Annotated in this window: 16 protein-coding genes; 9 read left to right on the top strand and 7 right to left on the bottom strand. The window is 69.7% G+C overall.

The annotated features are described in order from the left end of the window. Positions 1-181: 181 nt before the first annotated feature. The 6 genes from ACFWN2_RS39840 to ACFWN2_RS39815 all read left to right on the top strand — a co-directional run bounded on the left by ACFWN2_RS39840 (position 182) and on the right by ACFWN2_RS39815 (position 5,356). The gene (locus ACFWN2_RS39840) at positions 182-1,726 is read left to right on the top strand and encodes a sugar ABC transporter ATP-binding protein (RefSeq protein WP_382435754.1); all 1,545 of its coding nucleotides are present in this window, start codon (positions 182-184) and stop codon (positions 1,724-1,726) included. Beyond that, the gene (locus ACFWN2_RS39835; RefSeq protein WP_382435753.1) at positions 1,723-2,706 is read left to right on the top strand and encodes an ABC transporter permease; all 984 of its coding nucleotides are present in this window, start codon (positions 1,723-1,725) and stop codon (positions 2,704-2,706) included. Before ACFWN2_RS39840 ends, ACFWN2_RS39835 begins: the two co-directional genes overlap by 4 nt. Next, positions 2,703-3,665 carry a galactofuranose ABC transporter, permease protein YjfF gene (yjfF, locus tag ACFWN2_RS39830; protein ID WP_382435752.1) on the top strand — a complete coding sequence of 321 codons (963 nt, stop codon included), beginning with the start codon at positions 2,703-2,705 and terminating at the stop codon, positions 3,663-3,665. The genes ACFWN2_RS39835 and yjfF overlap by 4 nt, the downstream gene beginning before the upstream one ends. Before the next feature lie 198 nt (positions 3,666-3,863). Further along, positions 3,864-4,289 carry a nitroreductase family deazaflavin-dependent oxidoreductase gene (locus tag ACFWN2_RS39825; protein WP_382435751.1) on the top strand — a complete coding sequence of 142 codons (426 nt, stop codon included), beginning with the start codon at positions 3,864-3,866 and terminating at the stop codon, positions 4,287-4,289. A 213-nt stretch (positions 4,290-4,502) separates the two neighbouring features. After that, entirely contained in the window at positions 4,503-4,874 is a 372-nt protein-coding gene (locus ACFWN2_RS39820; RefSeq protein ID WP_382435750.1) for a hypothetical protein, read from the top strand. Positions 4,875-4,879: 5 nt separating this feature from the next. Beyond that, a complete protein-coding gene (locus tag ACFWN2_RS39815; RefSeq protein ID WP_382435749.1) occupies positions 4,880-5,356 on the top strand; it encodes a roadblock/LC7 domain-containing protein in 477 nt (158 codons plus the stop codon). Here the strand turns inward: ACFWN2_RS39815 and ACFWN2_RS39810 are convergent. From ACFWN2_RS39810 to ACFWN2_RS39790, 5 genes are read right to left on the bottom strand one after another with little or no spacing between them, the layout of a single operon-like run. Continuing rightward, a complete protein-coding gene (locus ACFWN2_RS39810) occupies positions 5,298-6,893 on the bottom strand; it encodes a glycoside hydrolase family 43 protein (protein WP_382435748.1) in 1,596 nt (531 codons plus the stop codon). The genes ACFWN2_RS39815 and ACFWN2_RS39810 overlap by 59 nt on opposite strands. Before the next feature lie 14 nt (positions 6,894-6,907). Beyond that, complete coding sequence (locus ACFWN2_RS39805; protein ID WP_382435747.1) at positions 6,908-7,909, bottom strand: endo-1,4-beta-xylanase; 1,002 nt, start codon at positions 7,907-7,909, stop codon at positions 6,908-6,910. Beyond that, entirely contained in the window at positions 7,906-8,721 is an 816-nt protein-coding gene (locus ACFWN2_RS39800) for a carbohydrate ABC transporter permease (RefSeq protein ID WP_382435746.1), read from the bottom strand. Before ACFWN2_RS39800 ends, ACFWN2_RS39805 begins: the two co-directional genes overlap by 4 nt. 1 nt (position 8,722) lies before the next feature. Further along, positions 8,723-9,694, bottom strand: coding sequence for a carbohydrate ABC transporter permease (locus ACFWN2_RS39795; RefSeq protein ID WP_382435745.1), 972 nt, complete (start codon positions 9,692-9,694; stop codon positions 8,723-8,725). Further along, a complete protein-coding gene (locus ACFWN2_RS39790) occupies positions 9,694-10,971 on the bottom strand; it encodes an extracellular solute-binding protein (RefSeq protein ID WP_382435744.1) in 1,278 nt (425 codons plus the stop codon). Before ACFWN2_RS39790 ends, ACFWN2_RS39795 begins: the two co-directional genes overlap by 1 nt. 122 nt (positions 10,972-11,093) lie before the next feature. On the opposite strand from ACFWN2_RS39790, the gene ACFWN2_RS39785 reads away from it, so the two are divergent. The 3 genes from ACFWN2_RS39785 to ACFWN2_RS39775 all read left to right on the top strand — a co-directional run bounded on the left by ACFWN2_RS39785 (position 11,094) and on the right by ACFWN2_RS39775 (position 15,485). Then, complete coding sequence (locus ACFWN2_RS39785) at positions 11,094-12,107, top strand: LacI family DNA-binding transcriptional regulator (RefSeq protein WP_382435743.1); 1,014 nt, start codon at positions 11,094-11,096, stop codon at positions 12,105-12,107. Between the two features lie 10 nt (positions 12,108-12,117). Continuing rightward, complete coding sequence (locus ACFWN2_RS39780; protein ID WP_382435742.1) at positions 12,118-14,418, top strand: glycoside hydrolase family 3 N-terminal domain-containing protein; 2,301 nt, start codon at positions 12,118-12,120, stop codon at positions 14,416-14,418. Between the two features lie 68 nt (positions 14,419-14,486). Continuing rightward, positions 14,487-15,485 carry a TerC/Alx family metal homeostasis membrane protein gene (locus ACFWN2_RS39775; protein ID WP_382435741.1) on the top strand — a complete coding sequence of 333 codons (999 nt, stop codon included), beginning with the start codon at positions 14,487-14,489 and terminating at the stop codon, positions 15,483-15,485. Here the strand turns inward: ACFWN2_RS39775 and ACFWN2_RS39770 are convergent, their stop codons facing one another. Together ACFWN2_RS39770 and ACFWN2_RS39765 are read right to left on the bottom strand one after the other, a co-directional pair. Further along, positions 15,486-16,661: a serine/threonine-protein kinase gene (locus tag ACFWN2_RS39770; RefSeq protein WP_382435740.1), complete on the bottom strand. Its 1,176-nt coding sequence runs from the start codon at positions 16,659-16,661 to the stop codon at positions 15,486-15,488. Between the two features lie 98 nt (positions 16,662-16,759). Further along, positions 16,760-17,773, bottom strand: coding sequence for a LacI family DNA-binding transcriptional regulator (locus tag ACFWN2_RS39765; protein WP_382435739.1), 1,014 nt, complete (start codon positions 17,771-17,773; stop codon positions 16,760-16,762). Between the last annotated feature and the right edge of the window lie 102 nt (positions 17,774-17,875).

Below are 17,875 nucleotides of genomic sequence, written 5' to 3'. Positions count from 1 at the left end.
TTTTTATAACCCCTCTTCAGTTTTTGTTACGAACCCGCAGGTTTTTCGTGGGGTGGCGCCGCCCCACCACCCCCCCCCCCAGCACCCCGCACCGAGGCAAGACCCCCGAGACCTGCGGGGCCCGTCATGGACGCGCATCCGGATGACGGGCCCCGCGGCCCAGCTGCGAAGGCCATTGCCCATGACGGCGCCGATCACCGAGCCACCACTACCCGTCGTCGAGATGCGGGGCATCAGCCTCGCGTTTCCCGGCGTGAAGGCGTTGCAGGACGTCGACTTCCGGCTGTTCCCCGGCGAGGTGCACGCCCTGATGGGCGAGAACGGCGCCGGGAAGTCCACCCTGATCAAGACCCTGACCGGGGTGCACCGGCCCGACGGCGGGCAGGTCGTGCTCGGCGGTGACGAGGTGGCGTTCTCCTCCCCCGGCGAGGCGCAGCACGCCGGGATCAGCACGGTGTACCAGGAGGTCAACCTCTGCGCGAACCTCACGGTCGCGGAGAACATCCTGCTGGGGCGCGAACCGCGCCGGTTCGGCGGCATCGACTTCCCGGCGATGCGCAGGCGCGCCAAGGAGGTGCTCGCGCGCATCGGCGTGCACATCGACCCGGCGTCGAGCCTCAGCGAGCACCCGATCGCCGTGCAGCAGCTCGTCGCCATCGCCAGGGCCATCGCGATCGACTGCCGCGTCCTCGTGCTCGACGAGCCGACGTCGAGTCTGGACGCCGGCGAGGTCGCCGAGCTGTTCCGGATCATGCGCGTGCTGCGGGACGAGGGCGTGGCGATCCTGTTCGTCTCGCACTTCCTCGACCAGGTCTACGAGATCTCCGACCGGATGACGGTGCTGCGCAACGGAACCCTCGTCGGCGAGCACCTGACCGCGGACGTGGACCGGCGCACGCTCATCGCGCAGATGATCGGCCGTGACCTCGGCACGCTGGAGGCGATCGAGGACGCCGCGGAGAAGCGGCACGCCGACGGACCGGTGCTGCTGCACGCGTCGGGGCTCGGCAGGCGCGGTGCGATCGACCCGTTCGACCTGGAGATCCGCGCGGGCGAGGTCGTCGGCCTCGCCGGTCTGCTCGGCTCCGGCCGCACCGAGCTCGCCCGGCTGCTCTTCGGCGCCGACCGCGCGGACTCCGGCAGGCTCCTCGTGGACGGCGCCCCGCTGCGCCTGCGCGGGCCCCGGTCGGCGATCGCGGCGGGCATCGCGTTCAGCTCGGAGGACCGCAAGGGCGAGGGCCTGGTCGCGGACCTCTCGATCCGCGACAACCTGGTGCTCGCGATGCAGGCGGCGCGCGGCTGGACCCGGCCGCTGCCGCGCAGGACCAAGGACCAGCTCGTCGAGAAGTACCTGAAGGCGCTGGACATCCGGCCCGCCAACCCGGACGCGCTGGTGCGCACCCTGTCCGGCGGCAACCAGCAGAAGGTGCTGCTGGCGCGCTGGCTCGTCACCGAACCACGGCTGCTGATCCTGGACGAGCCGACGCGCGGCATCGACATCGGCGCCAAGGCCCAGATCCAGCAGCTCGTGACGTCGCTGGCCGCGGAGGGCACCGCGGTCCTGTTCATCTCCGCGGAACTGGAGGAGGTCGTGCGCATCTCCGACCGGATCGTCGTGCTGCGCGACCGGCGCAAGATCGCCGAGCTGGACGGCTCGGTGACCGGGGTCGACGAGGTCGTCGAACTGATCGCGGGCGGGGCCGCGCCGGAGAAGGTGGTGTCGTGAAGAACCGGCTGCTGTGGCCGCTGATCGCACTGGTCGCGCTGTTGCTGCTCAACCTGGTCGTGACGCCGTCGTTCTTCGCGTTGCGCATGCAGGACGGCCACCTCTACGGCGGTCTGGTCGACGTGCTCAAGAACGGCGCGCCGACGTTGCTGATCGCTCTCGGCATGACGCTGGTGATCGCCACGCGGGGCATCGACCTCTCCGTCGGCGCGGTGGCGGCGATCGCGGGCGCCGTGACTTGTGTCCACATCGGAACGTCGGACAGTGCCGGCACCGCCATCGCGGGCATGGCGATCGCACTGGTGCTGTGCGCGGTGTTGGGACTGTGGAACGGGTTCTTGGTGGCGGGCCTCGGCATCCAGCCGATCATCGCGACCCTGGTGCTGATGACCGCGGGCCGCGGGATCGCGATGCTCGTGACCGAGGGCCAGATCGTCACGGTCAACAACACGGCGTTCAAGCAGGTCGGCGCCGGGTTCGTGGTCCTGCCGACGTCGATCCTGATCAGCCTGCTCGTGCTCGCGCTGGTGGCGTTCGTGACCCGGCGGACCGCGCTGGGCATGCTGATCGAGGCCGTCGGTGTGAACCCCGAGGCGTCGCGGCTGGCCGGTGTGCGGTCGAGGACCATCATCTGGACGGTCTACGTGTTCGCCGCGGTGTGCGCGGGCATCGCCGGGCTCATGATCAGCTCGAACGTCAGCGCGGCCGACGCCAACAACGCCGGGCTGTGGATCGAGATGGACGCGATCCTCGCCGTCGTCATCGGCGGCACCTCGCTCGCCGGCGGGCGCTACTCGCTCACCGGCACGCTGCTCGGCGCGCTGATCATCCAGACCCTCACCACCACCGTCTACACGATCGGCGTCGCCCCCGAGGTGACGCTGGTGTTCAAGGCGATCGTCGTCATCGCCGTGTGCCTGGTCCAGGCGCCGAAGGCCCGCGCCGCACTGAGCTTCCGGAAGGTGGCCGTCCCGTCATGACCACTCTCGCCCCACGGGTGCCGTCGCGGTTCCTGCCGGTGCTCGCGACGGTCGCGCTGTTCGTCCTCGCGTTCGGCGTCGGCTCCGCACGCTACGACGGGTTCGCGTCCGGCCAGGTCGTCGCGAACCTGTTCATCGACAACGCCTTCCTCATCGTGCTGGCCGCGGGCATGACGTTCGTGATCCTGAGCGGGGGCATCGACCTGTCCGTCGGCTCGGTCGTCGCGCTGTCCACAATGGTCACCGCCTCGGGCCTGCAGGCGGGCTGGCCGGTGCCGCTGGTGATCGTCGCCGTGCTGCTGATCGGGTCGACGCTCGGCCTGCTGATGGGGCTGGTGATCCACAGGTTCGACATCCAGCCGTTCATCGTCACGCTCGCCGGCATGTTCCTCGCGCGCGGCCTGTGCTTCCTGATCAGCGTGGAGTCGGTGTCCATCAAGGACAGGACCTTCCGGAGCGTCGCCACCGCCGCGATCGAACTGCCGGGCGGCGTCACGATCACCTACAACGTCGTGATCGCGTTGCTCGTCGTCGCGGCCGCGATGTACGTGCTGCACCGCACCCGCTTCGGCCGCACGGTGTACGCGGTGGGCGGCAGCGAGTCGTCCGCGCTGCTCATGGGCCTGCCGACCACGCGCGTCAAGGTCGGCGTCTACGTCATCAGCGGCCTGTGCTCGTCGCTGGCCGGGCTGCTGTTCAGCCTCTACATGCTCTCCGGCTACGGCCTGCACGCCGTGGGGATGGAGCTCGACGCCATCGCGGCCGTGGTGATCGGCGGAACGCTGCTGGCGGGCGGGGTCGGGTACGTGCTCGGAGGGCTGGCCGGGGTGCTGGTCCTGGGCACGATCCAGACGCTGATCTCGTTCCAGGGCACGCTCAGCTCGTGGTGGACGAAGATCGTGATCGGGGTGCTGCTGCTGGTGTTCATCGCGGTGCAGCGGACCATGGTCCGGCGCTAGTGGTGTGGCTCGCAACGTTGCCGGTGGAATTCGCGGTCAGACGGGTGCGTCGTGGTGCCGCCCCCACGTCCTCATACTGGACGTATGGGGGCGTGGGGGCGGTGCCGCGAGGCGCCCTGCTGAGCGTGGATCACGCCGCCAACGTTGCGTGACACACCACTGGGGAATGCGGGCGGCTCCGCAAGCGTTGATCGTTTCATGGCAGACGTGGAACTCAGCCCGACCGAGTGGGTCCAGCGGCAGACCCAGACCATCCTCGAGACCGGGACGACCGAGGGCATCAAGGTCGTCGGCAGGCCGATCGTGCTCCTGACCGTCCGGGGTGCGAAGAGCGGCAAACTCCGCTACACCCCGGTGATGCGCGTGGAGCACGAGGGCAGCTACGCGGTCGTGGCGTCCAAGGGCGGTGCCCCCGAGCACCCGACCTGGTACCACAACATCGTCGCGCACCCGGAGATCGCGCTGCAGGACGGCACCGCGACGAAGAACTACACCGCGCGCGAGGTCGACGGCGCCGAGCGGGCCGAGTGGTGGGAGCGGGCCGTCGCGGCCTTCCCCAACTACGCCGAGTACCAGGAGAAGGCCGACCGGACGATTCCGGTGTTCGTGCTCGACCCGAAGTGATCCGGAACGTCCTTTGTAGAGAATTGTGAGCAGTGCGCACATTCGGTCCTAAACGGACCCGAATGTGCGCACATTGCTCCGAACGGACCTGCCATTCTCCCCCGCGCAGTGACGTAGGGTGACGTGATCACGCGGCCTGCCAGCGCTTTCGCTGCAGATTCGGGGAAGTCGTCGCTGCGTGTGACAAGGCGCGCACGAGGAGAAGCGGTCGGAATGAACATCGAAACGGCTCTCAAAGAAGCCATGAACATCACCGGTGCGGTGGGAGTCGCACTTGTGGACTACGACAGCGGAATGTCGCTGGGCTCGATCGGGGGCGGCGACTGGCTGAACCTGGAGATCGCCGCGGCCGGCAACACCGAGGTCGTGCGGTCCAAGCAGCGGGTGATCTCGGCGCTCAACCTGAACGACGAGATCGAGGACATCCTGATCACCCTGCACCGCCAGTACCACCTGATCCGCCTGTTGTCGCAGGGCAAGCGGGGTGACTCGCTGTTCCTCTACCTCGTGCTCGACCGCGAGCGCGCCAACCTCGCGCTGGCGCGGCACACCCTGAGGGCCATCGAAAACGACCTGTCGGTGTGAGCGGGATGGCTTCCCAGGCAGCGCACAACTCCGGCGCGCTGCCCCTGCGCAGGCGCGGAACGACATCGCCGGTGGCCGCACCGGCGATCGCGCGACAGGCAGCGGGCACCAACGCCACGAAGATGACAGAGGCGCTTCGGGAGATCTACGGCGCCATCGACAGGATCTCGATCAACGGCGTGCTGGTCGCGACGCGGGACGGCCTGGTGTTGTGCGGGGTCACGCGCGACATCGAGGACGACGGCGTCGCGGCGATGGCCGCGGCGTCCGCCGGTCTCGCGACGCAGTTCACCTCGCAGGCCCGCATCGGCCTGCCGAAGGCGGTGTTCTTCGAAGGGGACTCCGGTCAGGTCGGCGTGTTCGGCGTCGACGAGGACACGCTCCTGGTGGTGCTCGGCAAGCGGGACACCACCATGGGCATGTTCAACGTCGTGGCCAAGCAGGCGCTGACCCTGCTGCAGAACGTCCTCGCCCGGGAGTGACCGCCCGGTAGGTGAAGCTGCCGAAGTCGGCCCACGAGTCGCTCGGCGCACCGGCACTGGTCGCGAGCAGTCCCAGGTGCACGCCGGTGAACCCGCCCGCGGCCTGCGTGCTCAGCACGCGCCCGTCGAACGGTTCGCCCAGCGGCACCCACGGCCCGCCGTCCGCGGCGACCAACGCCGAGTGCTCCTGGCCCGTGGCCTCGAAACACAGCCGCACGACACCCTCCGGCACCGTGTGCCGCGCCAGCAGTTCGTCCTGTCCGCCGGCGCGGCACACGAGGGTGACCTCGCGGTCGTGGCCGAGCATCAGCCTGACGTGGTGCTCGTCGTTCTGCAGCAACACCATTCCCGCGGTCTCCCCCGGCCCGGCGTCGAACTCCAGCTCGCAGGACGCGTGGAAGTCCCTGTGCTGCTGGCGTCGCACGACCAGGCTCGGCGTGGCCAGGTCGGTGACCGACTCCGGGCGCACCCGCAGCCGCAGGTGGCCCGGCCGGTCGGTGAGCGAGAAGAACACCTCGTCCGGTGTGCGCAGGAACATCCAGGCGGGGTCGAGAACCGGCGCGTCGAAGTCGTCGGTCTCCGCGACCTCCGGCCACGGGCAGGCGGGCAGCGAAGGAACGTCGTACCGCGCCTCGACCCTGCCGGTGCCGGGGCTGAACACCGGACCGCCCGCCTCCCACGACACCGGCACGAGGAACGTCTCGCGGCCGAGGTTGTAGTTGTAACCGCCGTACGGCCGCGTCGCGAGCAGCACCGCGAACCACTGGCCGTGCTGGGTGAGCACGAGGTCGGCGTGCCCGGTGGCGGCGATCGGGTGGTCACGACCGAGGTGGCGGTGGGTCAGCACGGGGTTCAGCGGCGAACCGCGGTACGGGCCGGTGACCTCGTCCGCCGTCGCCACCACCACCGAGTGCTCGAAGTCCGTGCCGCCCTCCGCGCAGAGCAGCACGTACTTCCCTCCCACCTCGTACAGGTGCGGCGCCTCCACCCAGACGGAGTCCCGCAACGCGCCTGTCCACAACACGTGTTCGGCCCCGGTCAGCTCCCGACGCACCGGGTCGAACTCGCGCAGCCACACCTCGGTCTGACCGGGCCTTCCTCCCGGCACCTCGCGGGTCGCGGTCCACCACGCGCGGCCGTCGTCGCCGAAGAACAGCGACGGGTCGAACCCGTCCGCCTCCGGCAGCCACGTCGGCTCGGACCACGGGCCGGCCGGATCCGTTGCGGTCACGACGAAGTTGCCGCTCTTCGTGGCGCCGTCGACCAGCGTGCACACCACGTAGAAGACGCCGTCGTGGTGCCGGATCGTCGGCGCGTACAGGCCGCCGGACGCCCGCACGCCCTGCAACGGCAGCTGGGACGGCCGGTCCAGCACGTGCCCGAGCAGCCGCCAGTGCACCAGGTCCCTGCTGTGGTAGACCGGCAGACCGGGGAAGTACTCGAACGTCGACGTGACGAGGTAGTAGTCCGATCCCGCCCGGCACACCGACGGATCCGGGTGCGAGCCGGGCAGGACCGGGTTCTCGAACTGTGCCAAGTGGACACACTCCACTAGGGGTTGAGGCGGGCGTACGCGGGCTTCGGCCTCAGGTTCTCGTCGAACAGGCAGGCAGCGCCCTCACCGGGGAACACGCCGGGCACCCACGAGTGCCGGTCCGTGAAGCCCCACGTCGTGAACTCGACACACCGCTTCACCGCGTGGCACGCGTCCCAGACCTGTCCGAAGTAGTCCGCCTGCGAGACGAGCTTCTCGGGCGTGACGGGCAACGGGATCCGCACGTCGGCCTCGGTGATCGCGACGTCCAGGCCAAGCGCGGCGAACCGCGCGATGTTCTCCTTCATGCCCGACGGGAAGCCGTACATCAACGAGAGGTGCGCCTGGATGCCGACGCCGTGGATGGGCACGCCCTGCCGCTTCAACGACCGCACCAACTCGTAGGTCGCGTCGCTCTTGGGGTTGAGGCCCTCGATGTTGTAGTCGTTGATGTACAGCTTGGCCTTCGGGTCTGCCTGGTGCGCCCAGCGGAACGCGTCGGCGATGTAGCCGTCGCCGAGCTTCTCCTGGAACACCGTCGGCCTGCGCGTGCCGTCCTCGTTGAACGCCTCGTTGACGACGTCCCACGCCCGGATCTTGCCGCGGTACCGGCCGGCCTCGGTCTTCACGTGGTCGCGAACGACCTTCCTCAGCTCGGCCGCTTCGAGACCGCCCACCCAGTCCGGCAACTGGCTGTGCCACACCAACGTGTGCCCGCGCACGGACTTCCCGGTCTTCCGAGCGTAGGCCACGATCGCGTCCGCGCCGGACCAGTCGTACTGGCCGCGCACCGCCTCGACGGTGCCCCACTTCATCTCGTTCTCCGGCGTGACGCTGTCGAACTCCCGCGTCAGCACCGCCTTGTAGTCCGCCTCGGCGTTGAGGTGCTGGACGGCCACCGCGCTGCCCACGTACCTCTTCGTGACGCCCTTCAACGGTCCTGCGGCCGACGCGGGCGCGGACTGCACGAGCACCACGAGCAGGGCCAGTCCCACAGCTAATCGGGTTCGCACGATCATCCCTTCACAGAGCCGGTCAGGCCGCCCACCATCCGGCGTTCGGCGAGCACGAAGAACGTGAGCGCGGGGATCATGGACAGCGCGGTGAAGGCGAGCACCTTCGCGGTGTCCTGGGTGTGCTCGGACTGGAACATCGCCACGCCGAGCGGGAGCGTGAAGTTGGTGGAGTCGTTGAACACCAGCAACGGCAACAGGTAGAAGTTCCAGCTGGTGACGAACGCGAGCACCGACACCGTGATCAGCGCCGGGCGCGAGAGCGGCAGCAGGATCCGCCAGAAGAACCCGAGCTTGGCGGCGCCGTCGAGCAGCGCCGCGTCCTCCAGCTCACCGGGGATGGCGTTCATGAACGGCCGCAGGATCACGATCGTGACGGGCAGCGAGAACGCGGCCTCCGGGATCGCGACGCCGAGCGGGTTCTCCAGCAGCCCGAGCTGACGCAGCCACAGGTACAGCGGCAGCGTCGCCACACCGAGCGGGAACAGCAGGCCCAGCGTGAACAACGCGTAGAAGCCCTCGCGGCCCCTGAACCGGTAGCGGGACAACGCGAACGCCGCCATCGAACCCAGCACGACCGCCAGCGTCGTCGCGATCACCGCGATCAGCGCGCTGTTGCCGAGCAGGCGCCAGAACACCGGCGAGGTCGCCACGTCGACGTAGTTGTCCCACACCAACGGCCCCGGCAGACCGGCCGGCGAGGAGTTGATCTGCGCTGTGGTGCGGAAACCGCCCAGCACCACGAACAACAGCGGCACGACAGTCATGCCGATGACGGCGAACGCGGCGAGGTAGCCGACTGCGTTGCGACGCACCATCTCAGCGCACCCCCGTCAAGGCGCCCTCGGTGTCCCTGCGCAGCGCGAACCGCTGGTAGAACAACGCGAACACGAAGCAGATGATGAAGAGGATCACGGCGACCGCGCTGCCGAAGCCGAACTCGTACCGCTTGAAGCCGTGGTCGACCAGGTAGGTCGCCATGGTCGTGGACGCGTTGGCAGGTCCACCGAGGGTCATGATCCAGACCAGGTCGAACAGCTGCAGCGACCCGATCACGGACAGGAAGATCCACACCCGGATCGTCGGTCCCAGCAACGGGAGCACGACGTGCCGCGTGGTCTGCCAGGCACTCGCGCCGTCGAGCGCGGCGGCCTCCCGCAGCTCTGGCGGCACGCCCTGCAGTCCGGCCAGCAGCAGGATCACGCCGAACCCGATGTACTTCCACGTGATCACCACGAAGAGCGTGTAGAGCACGATCGACTGGTCGGCGAGCCACAGCTGCACGAGCCCGCCGAGGCCCACGCCGCGCAGGATCTCGTCGACGAACCCACCCGGCTGCAACATGAGCAGCCAGATCACCGCGGTCACCGCCTCCGACAGCACGTACGGCGCGAAGACCACCATGCGCAGGAACGTCCTGCCGTGCAGCTTGCGGTTGAGCAGCATGGCCAGGCCGATGCTCAGCGGCAGCTGCACGACGATCGACAGCACGGCGATGATCAGGTTGTGCCCGATGGCGCTCTGGAAGACGTCACCGGAGAAGGCGTCGACGTAGTTGTCCAGCCCCACGAAGTCCGTGAGCGGGCCGAAGCCGTTCCACGAGTAGAGGCTGTAGTACCCGGCGACGCCGATGGGGATCAGGACGAACCCGACGAACAGCACCAGTGCCGGAGTCAGCAGCAGGGCGAGTTCGAGGCGGGTGCGGAGGCGGGACCGCCGCCGGGTGCCCCCGGCCGCTGGCGCGTGCGGCACGGGGGCGGTCGGCGGCCGCGTGGTGATCGCGGCACTCATCACTTGTTCCCGGCTGCTGCTTCGCTCACCGACTTCACGATGGTGTCGGGTCCGCCCTGACCTGCGAAGAAGTTCGCGATGGTGTCGTTGAGGGCCTGACCGACCTTGGTCGGGAACGCGGTGTCGAAGTAGAACTGCAGGTAGGAAGCCTTGTTCATGGCCTCGGCGATCGTCTTGTGCGGCTCGCTCTTCAACGCGGCCACGCCGGCGGGGGTCACCGGCAGACCGGAGTTGGTCTCGGCGAGGATCTTCTGCACGTCGTCGCCGACGAGGTGACCGAGGAACTCCGCGCACGCCTGGGCCGCACGCGTGGTGCAGGAGAACCCGTCACCGCCGCCGAGCAGCACGCTCGGGTCGCCCTGGCCACCGGGCACGCTCGGGAACGGGAACCAGCCGATCTTCGAGCCGATCTCCTTGTCCTCCGTGAGCGCCTGCATCACGTCGGGGTTCCAGTCGCCCTGCAGCTCCATGGCCGCCTTGCCGTTGGCGACCAGGCCCGCCGAGCTGCCCGCCCCCTGCTGAGCGGGCGTCCCGACGAACCCGTCCTGGAACGGTTTCGTGTCCAGGAAGCTCTTGAGGTTCTCCCCCGCCTTGGTGAAGCAGGGGTCGGCCAGTTCGGTCTTCTCGACCGCCTTCTTCAGCGTGTCGACCGAGCACTGCCGCACCGCGAAGTACGCCCAGTAGAACGCGTCGGGCCAGCGGTCCTTGCCACCGAGCGCGATCGGCACGACGCCCGCGGTCTTCAGCTTCGCGACGGCCGCGTTCAGTTCGTCCAAAGTGGTCGGTGTGGACGTGATCCCCGCATTGGCGAAGACGTCCTTGCGGTACCAGAAACCGACCGCGTGCATCAGGTACGGGGCGCCGTACTGCTTGCCGCCGACCTTCCAGCCGTCGGCGTACTTGCCGAGCGGGCCGATCCAGCCCGACGACGCCTGCGTGACGTCGGCGATCTTGCCGGACTTCATCTGGTCGGCGAGCGCGCCGCCTCCCCACTGCTGGAAGAGGTCCGGCGGGGTGTTGCCCTGCAACGCGAGGGGCACCTTGGTCTGGAACTGCTCGTTCTGGATCGGTTCGATCGTGAACGAGGTGTTCGGGTGGGTCTTGTGGAAGTCGTCGGCGATCTGCTGCCACTTCGACTTCATCGGCTCGGTGGTGCGGTTGTGCCACCAGGTGAGCGTGACGGGGCCTTCCGTGGAGGCGTCACCGCCGCCACCACCGCACCCGGCCAGCACGAACGCCGCGGCGGCGAAGAGGGCAAGGGGCTTTCTGGAACGCATCGGGGGTCCACTCCTGACGACGTCGGCCGGTTGGACTGCGTGTGTTGGGGCCAGAGACTGCCGCTAGAACCCGCGTCGTGTCAATCGTTGTCGATAACGTTTTACACAGCTAGCCTGACCCGGTGCCTCCACGCTCCCGCGTCACGATCAGAGATGTCGCCGCTCAGGCCGGCGTCTCGGTCGCCACCGTGTCCAAGGTCCTCAACAACCGCTACGGCGTCTCCGCGGAGACGTTCGCGCGGGTCACCGCCGTGATCAAGGACCTCGGGTACGAGGCGAGCCTCGTCGCGCAGAGCCTGCGCAACCACCGGACGAACGTCATCGGCATCCTCGTCGCCGACATCGAGCCGTTCAGCACCGAACTGCTCAAGGGCGCGGCGGACGCCATCCGCGGCACCGGGTTCGAACTCGTCGTCTACTCGGCGGGCGGCCGAACCGGTGACCCCCACGGCTGGGAGCAGCGGTACCTCACGCGGTTGAGCGGCACCCTCGTCGACGGCGCCGTGCTGGTCACGCCCGCCGTCGACCTCGAAGGCATTCCCGGCACGCCCGTCGTCGCGGTCGACCCGCACACCGGACGCGCGGCGCTGCCCACGGTCGACTCCGACAACCTGCACGGCGGCCGGCTCGCGACCGAGCACCTGCTCGCGCTCGGCCACCGCAGGATCGCGATGCTGACCGGCCGCGAGGACCTGAAGTCCGCGCAGCAGCGCGAAACCGGCTACCGCGGAGCGCTCGCCAGCGCGGGCGTGGCGGTGGACGAGGCGCTGGTCCGCCGCGGCGACTACGACGCCGAGGTGGCCGCCGCGTCCGCCCGCGAACTGCTGAGCGGGCCCGACCGGCCGACCGCGATCTTCGCCGCCAACGACACCACGGCCATCGCCGCCATCAGCGCGGCCCTCGAACTCGGCCTGCGCGTGCCGGAGGACCTCTCGGTGGTCGGCTTCGACAACATCCCCGAGTCCGCGCTGTGCACACCGCCGCTCACGACGGTGGAGCAGCCGATCCGCGAGATGGGCCACCGCGCGCTCGAACTGCTCGTGCGGCTCATCAACGGCGACGAGCCCGCCGACACGCACATCACCCTGGGCACCGACCTGGTCGTCCGGCAGTCGACACGTCCACTGACACCCTGAGGTTGTTCCTGTGACGACAGAAGCCACCACGCCGGACGAGGTCTGGCGCAATCCGCATGCCCCCGTGGCCGATCGTGTGCGCGACCTGGTCGCACGCATGACGCCGCAGGAGAAGATCGCGCAGCTGCAGGGCATCTGGGCCGGCATCGACGCCGGCGGTGAGATGGCCCCGCACCAGCACGAGTTCGCCGTGGCACCGCAGGACTTCGACGAGCTGACCAAGCACGGCATCGGCCAGCTCACCCGCGTGTTCGGCACCCGGCCGATCGCGCCCGAGGTCGGCGCACGCACCCTCGCCCGCACCCAGCGGCAGATCATCGAGGCGAGCCGCTTCGGGATTCCCGCGGTGGCGCACGAGGAGTGCCTGACCGGGCTGGCCGCCTGGCAGGCGACCGTGTACCCGTCACCGCTGTGCTGGGGCGCGACCTTCGAGCCGGACCTGGTGCGGCGCATGGCCGCGAAGTTCGGCGACTCCATGCGCCGCCTCGGCATCCACCAGGGTCTCGCGCCCGTCCTCGACGTCACGCGCGACCTGCGGTGGGGCCGGGTCGAGGAGACCATCGGCGAGGACCCGCACCTGGTCGGCACGATCGGTTCCGCGTACGTCGAGGGACTCGAGTCGGCGGGGATCGTGTCCACCCTCAAGCACTTCGCCGGCTACTCGGCCTCCCGCGCGGGACGCAACCACGCGCCGGTCTCGATGGGGCCGCGCGAGTTCGCCGACGTGATCCTGCCGCCGTTCGAGATGGCGCTGAAGGCGGGCGCCAGGTCGGTCATGAACTCCTACGCCGACAACGATGGCGTTCCGGCGGCCGCGGACACCTCACTGCTCACCGACCGGCTGCGCGACGAGTACGGCTTCACCGGGACCCTGGTGTCCGACTACTTCTCCGTGGCGTTCCTGCACAAGCTGCACGGCGTCGCCTCCGGACGCGAGGACGCGGCGGCGCAGGCGCTGACGGCGGGGATCGACGTCGAACTGCCCACTGTGGACTGCTTCGGCGAGCCGCTGCTCGAAGGCCTCTACTTCAACAGGGTCGACGTCGACCTCGTCGACAGGGCGCTGACCCGCGTGCTCACGCAGAAGATCGAGCTGGGCCTGCTCGACCCGGACTACTCCCCCGCGCCCGACGCGAACCTCGACCTGGACGACGACGAGTCGCGTGCGCTGGCCCGCGAGGTGGCCGAGCGCTCGATCGTGCTGCTGCAGAACGACGGCGTGCTGCCGTTGGCGGGCAAGCGGCTGGCCGTCGTGGGCCCGCGCGCCGCCGAGCCCGGCGCGATGATGGGCTGCTACTCGTTCCCGCTGCACGTCGGTGTGCACCACCCGGACGCGGAGATGGGCGTCGAGGTCACCACGGTGCTGGACGCGTTGCGCGAGGACCACGACGTGGTGTTCGCGCTCGGCTGCCCCGTGCTCGGCGGGACGGACGACGAGATCGCCGAGGCGGTCGAGGCCGCGCGGCAGGCGGACGTCTGCGTCGTCGTGCTCGGCGACCAGGCCGGTCTGTTCGGCAACGGCACGTCCGGCGAGGGCTGCGACGTCGCGGACCTGACGCTGCCCGGCCGCCAGGAGGAACTGCTGGAGGCGGTGCTCGGCACCGGCATGCCGGTGGTGCTCGTGCTGCTGTCGGGCCGGCCCTACGACCTGTCCCGGCAGGCCGACCGGCTGGCCGCCGTCGTGTGCGGCTTCTACCCGGGCCAGGAGGGCGGGCCGGCGCTCGCCGGTGTGCTGAGCGGGCGTGTCAACCCGTCCGGCAGGCTCCCGGTCAGCTTCCCCGGCGCCGGTTCCGGCCAGCCCTCCACCTACCTCAGCGCGCAGCTCGGCAGGCGCACCGAGGTCAGCAACGTGGACCCGACACCGCTGTTCCCGTTCGGGCACGGGCTCTCCTACGCACCGGCCTCGTGGGTGACGGCGGGTTGCGAGGAACGCGAGTGGCCGACCGACGGCGTGTGCAAGGTGCACGTGGTCGTCCGCAACGACACGGAGGTCCCGACCAGCGAGGTCGTGCAGATCTACCTGCACGACCCGGTGGCCGAGGTCGCGCGGCCCGTCCGGCAGCTGGTCGGCGCGGCGAAGGTGGACCTCGCGCCCGGCGAGACCCGCACGGTCACGGCCCGGCTGCACGCCGACCTCACCTCCTACACCGGCCGCTCCGGCCACCGCCAGGTCGATCCCGGCGACATCGAGCTGCACGTCGGCACGTCCAGCGAGAACATCCACTCCGCGGTGAAGCTCACGATGACCGGCGAGACGCGGCGGGTCGGGTTCGACCGGGTGACGACACCGGAGTTCACCACGAGTCCCTGACGGGTCTTGCGCCGTTCGCCCGGTAACGTCCTTTGCGGACTGTTCGGGCGAGCGGCGGGGTGTTTGCGGTGCTGGAGATCAGCGGACTGACGTGGGCGACGACGATCGGTGTGATCGTCCTGCTGCTGGCGGTCGACCTGGTGCTGGCGGCGTGGCGGCCGCACCGCGTCGGCTTCCGCGAGGCCACCCTGTGGTCGGTCTTCTACATCCTCGTCGCGATCGGCTTCGGCGTGTGGTTCGCCAGCGCGTACGGAGGCGGGTTCGGCGCGGAGTACTTCGCCGGCTACATCGTCGAGAAGAGCCTCTCGGTCGACAACCTCTTCGTCTTCGTGATCATCATGACGACGTTCCTGGTGCCGGAGGAGCACCAGCACAAGGTGCTGACGTTCGGCATCGTGCTGGCGCTGATCATGCGCGGCATCTTCATCGCGGTCGGCGCGACGCTGCTGTCGTTGTTCTCGTTCATGTTCCTGCTGTTCGGCCTGCTGCTGATCTTCACGGCCGTGCAGCTGTTCCGGCACCGCGACGAGGACCCCGACGTCGAGAACAACGTCGTCGTCAAGACCGCGCGCAAGCTCCTGCCCGTCACGGACGACTACGTCGGCGGCAAGATCTTCACGAAGATCGACGGCAAGCGGCTCGCCACTCCCCTGTTCGTCGTGCTGGTCGCGATCGGCGGCGTCGACCTGCTGTTCGCGCTCGACTCGATCCCCGCGGTGTTCGGCGTGACCGAGGAGCCCTACATCGTCTTCACCGCCAACGCGTTCGCGCTGCTAGGCCTGCGCGCGTTGTTCTTCCTCGTCAAGGGCCTGCTCGACCGGCTGGTGTACCTGTCGGCCGGTCTCGCGATCATCCTCGCGTTCATCGGCGTGAAGCTGATCCTGCACTGGGCGCACGTGGACATCTCCGAGAGCGTGCCCGAGATCCCGACGCCGGTCAGCCTCGGCGTGATCATCGCGATCCTGGTGGTCGTGACGGTCGCGAGTCTCGTCAAGACGCGCAACGACCCAGCGGTCAAGGCGCACCCCGGTTCGCTGCGCGGGAGCAAGCGCGACCGGGACGAGTGATCAGCCCTTGCCCTTGTGCCCGCCCTTGCCGGGCTTGCCCTTGTCGTCCGGTGCGCCAGGTCCGGCCGCGCCAGGTCCGGCCGCCTTGCCCTTGTTGTCCACCGGCTCGGCGGCCTTCTGGTGGTCCACCGCCTGCACGGCGGGAGGCGCGTCGGCCGGGGGCAGCGGCTGCACCGCCACGGGCGCCGGCACGAGTCCCGCGGTGGTCACCGGGGTCTCGGTCGAGGCGGGTGCGGTGGTCTCCGGCTGGTCGGCACCCGTCGCGGTGACGCTGTTCCACGCGCTGATGCCGGTGCCGATGACCGAGATGAGCACGACGGCGGACGCGGCCGCCAGCAGTCCGCGAGATCGGGGCCTGGGCACGACGACGGTCGGCGGGTCCGCCGCCGCCGGCGTGCGCAGGGCCTCGGCGCTCTCGCGGGCGGACGGGCGGCGGGCCACGCTCAGCGACGTCATCCTGGACAGCAGGCGCACGAGGTCGAACGGCAGGTCGTCGGGGATCACCGGCGGCCGGTGCAGCCGCGCGACGGCGGACTCGACCTCGGCGCCCTCGTACTCGCGGCGCCCGGTCAGGCACTCCAGCAGCACGAGTCCCAGCGCGTAGACGTCCACCGCCTCCGTGAGCTCCTCGCCCCGCACCTGCTCCGGCGCGAGGTAGGCGGCCGTGCCGACGACCTGGCCGGTCCTGGTGACGCCGGCGTCGTCCAGGGAGCGCACCAGGCCGAAGTCAGCGAGGCGCGGGAGGCCGTCGTCGTCGAAGAGGATGTTGGACGGCTTGACGTCGCGGTGGATGAACCCGCGGGAGTGGACGTGGGCCAGCGCGTCCGCGAGTGCCGACCCGACCCGTCGCACCTCCTCGACGGACATCGGTCCCTTCGCGATGCGGTCACGCAGGGTCTTGCCCTCGATGAGCTCTAAAACGACGTACGGGGTTTCGCCCCCGGGATCGGCGTCGTAGACCTTGACCAGGCCCGGATGCGACAGTCCCGCCAGCGCGCAGATCTCCTTGTCGATGCGGCGCGCGTCCGAGAGGTCGTCACCCGGCCGGAACAGCTTGATCGCGACGTCGCGTGCCAGCAGCGTGTCCCTGGCCCTGCGCACCTCTGCGACACCGCCGGTGCCGAGCACCTCGCCCAGCCGGTACCGGTCGGCGAGGAGAACTGTGTCCGGCGGCATGAGCAAGGCCTTTCCGTTCGGGCTCGGGACGCCCTCTGGGTGCCCACCCGACGGGTGATCCAATCGTTCGGCGTGTTCACTTCGGAACACGCCGGCGTTCACACCTTTCGCTTGACCGCGGTCGAGGCGCGCACCACCAGCTCCGGCTGGAACTTGACGTGCCGGTGCTCGTGGTCCGGCTCGTTCTCCTCCAGCAGCAGCTGGGCGGCGGTGCGGCCGAGCTGCTCACGGGGCTGGCGCACCGACGTGAGCGGCACGGCGGCGGCCGCGGCGAACTCGATGTCGTCGTAGCCCACCACCGCCAGGTCGTCCGGCACGCGCAGGCCCTGCTGCGTCATGGACTGCAGCAGCCCGAGCGCGACCAGGTCGTTGCCGCAGAACGCCGCCGTGGGCCGGCGGGACGCGGGCAGGCCGACGAGCCGCTCCCCCGCGTTGCGTCCTTCCGCGACCTGGAGGCTCTTCGTCTCCAGGAACGTCAGCGCGTCCTCCGGCAGACCGGCGTTGCGCAGCGCTCGCACCGCGCCCTCACGGCGGTCGCGCACCTGCTGGATGGACAGCGGGCCACCGACCATCGCGATGCGGGTGTGGCCGTTCTCGATCAGGTGCGTGACCGCGAGCTCGCCGCCGAGCACGTCGTCCACGGCGACCGAGCAGCGCGTGCCGTCCGTCGCCTCGCGGTCGACCAGCACGACGGGCGTGCCCCGTTCGGCGAGCTGCGCGCTCTCGGTGTCGACAGGGGTGATCAGGATGCCCTCGACGCGTTGCTCGTGCAGCAGTTCCAGGTACTCGCGTTCGCGGCCGCCGTCCGAGGCGCTGTTGCAGAGGAACAGGGCGAGGCCCGCCTCCCGTGCCGCGTCCTCGACCCCGCGCGCCACGTCCGTGAAGAACGGGTTCGCCGCGTCCAGCACGACGTAGGCGAGCACCCTGCTGCGGCCCGCGCGCAGCTGACGAGCGGATTCGTTGCGCACGAAGCCGAGTTGCTCGATCGCGGCCAGCACCCGTTGCCTGGTGGCGGGAGCGACGACGTCGGGCCGGTTCAGCACGTTCGAGACGGTCGCGTTGGACACGCCGGCGTGGTGCGCGACGTCGCGGATGCCCACTGACGGCTTCACGGGCGGCTCCTTTGTTGAAACGTGACAACGAATCGTACCCCGCAACCCTTGACATGGTGACCCAGCGCACTCAGAGTGCTCGTAACTCAGGTGTTAAAACGT

Origin of the sequence: Lentzea sp. NPDC058436 (assembly GCF_042721515.1) — a bacterium.
Taxonomy (GTDB): Bacteria; Actinomycetota; Actinomycetes; order Mycobacteriales; family Pseudonocardiaceae; genus Lentzea.
The sequence above is the reverse complement of the archived record's forward strand: the minus strand, read 5'-3'. Positions and strand labels throughout refer to the sequence as shown.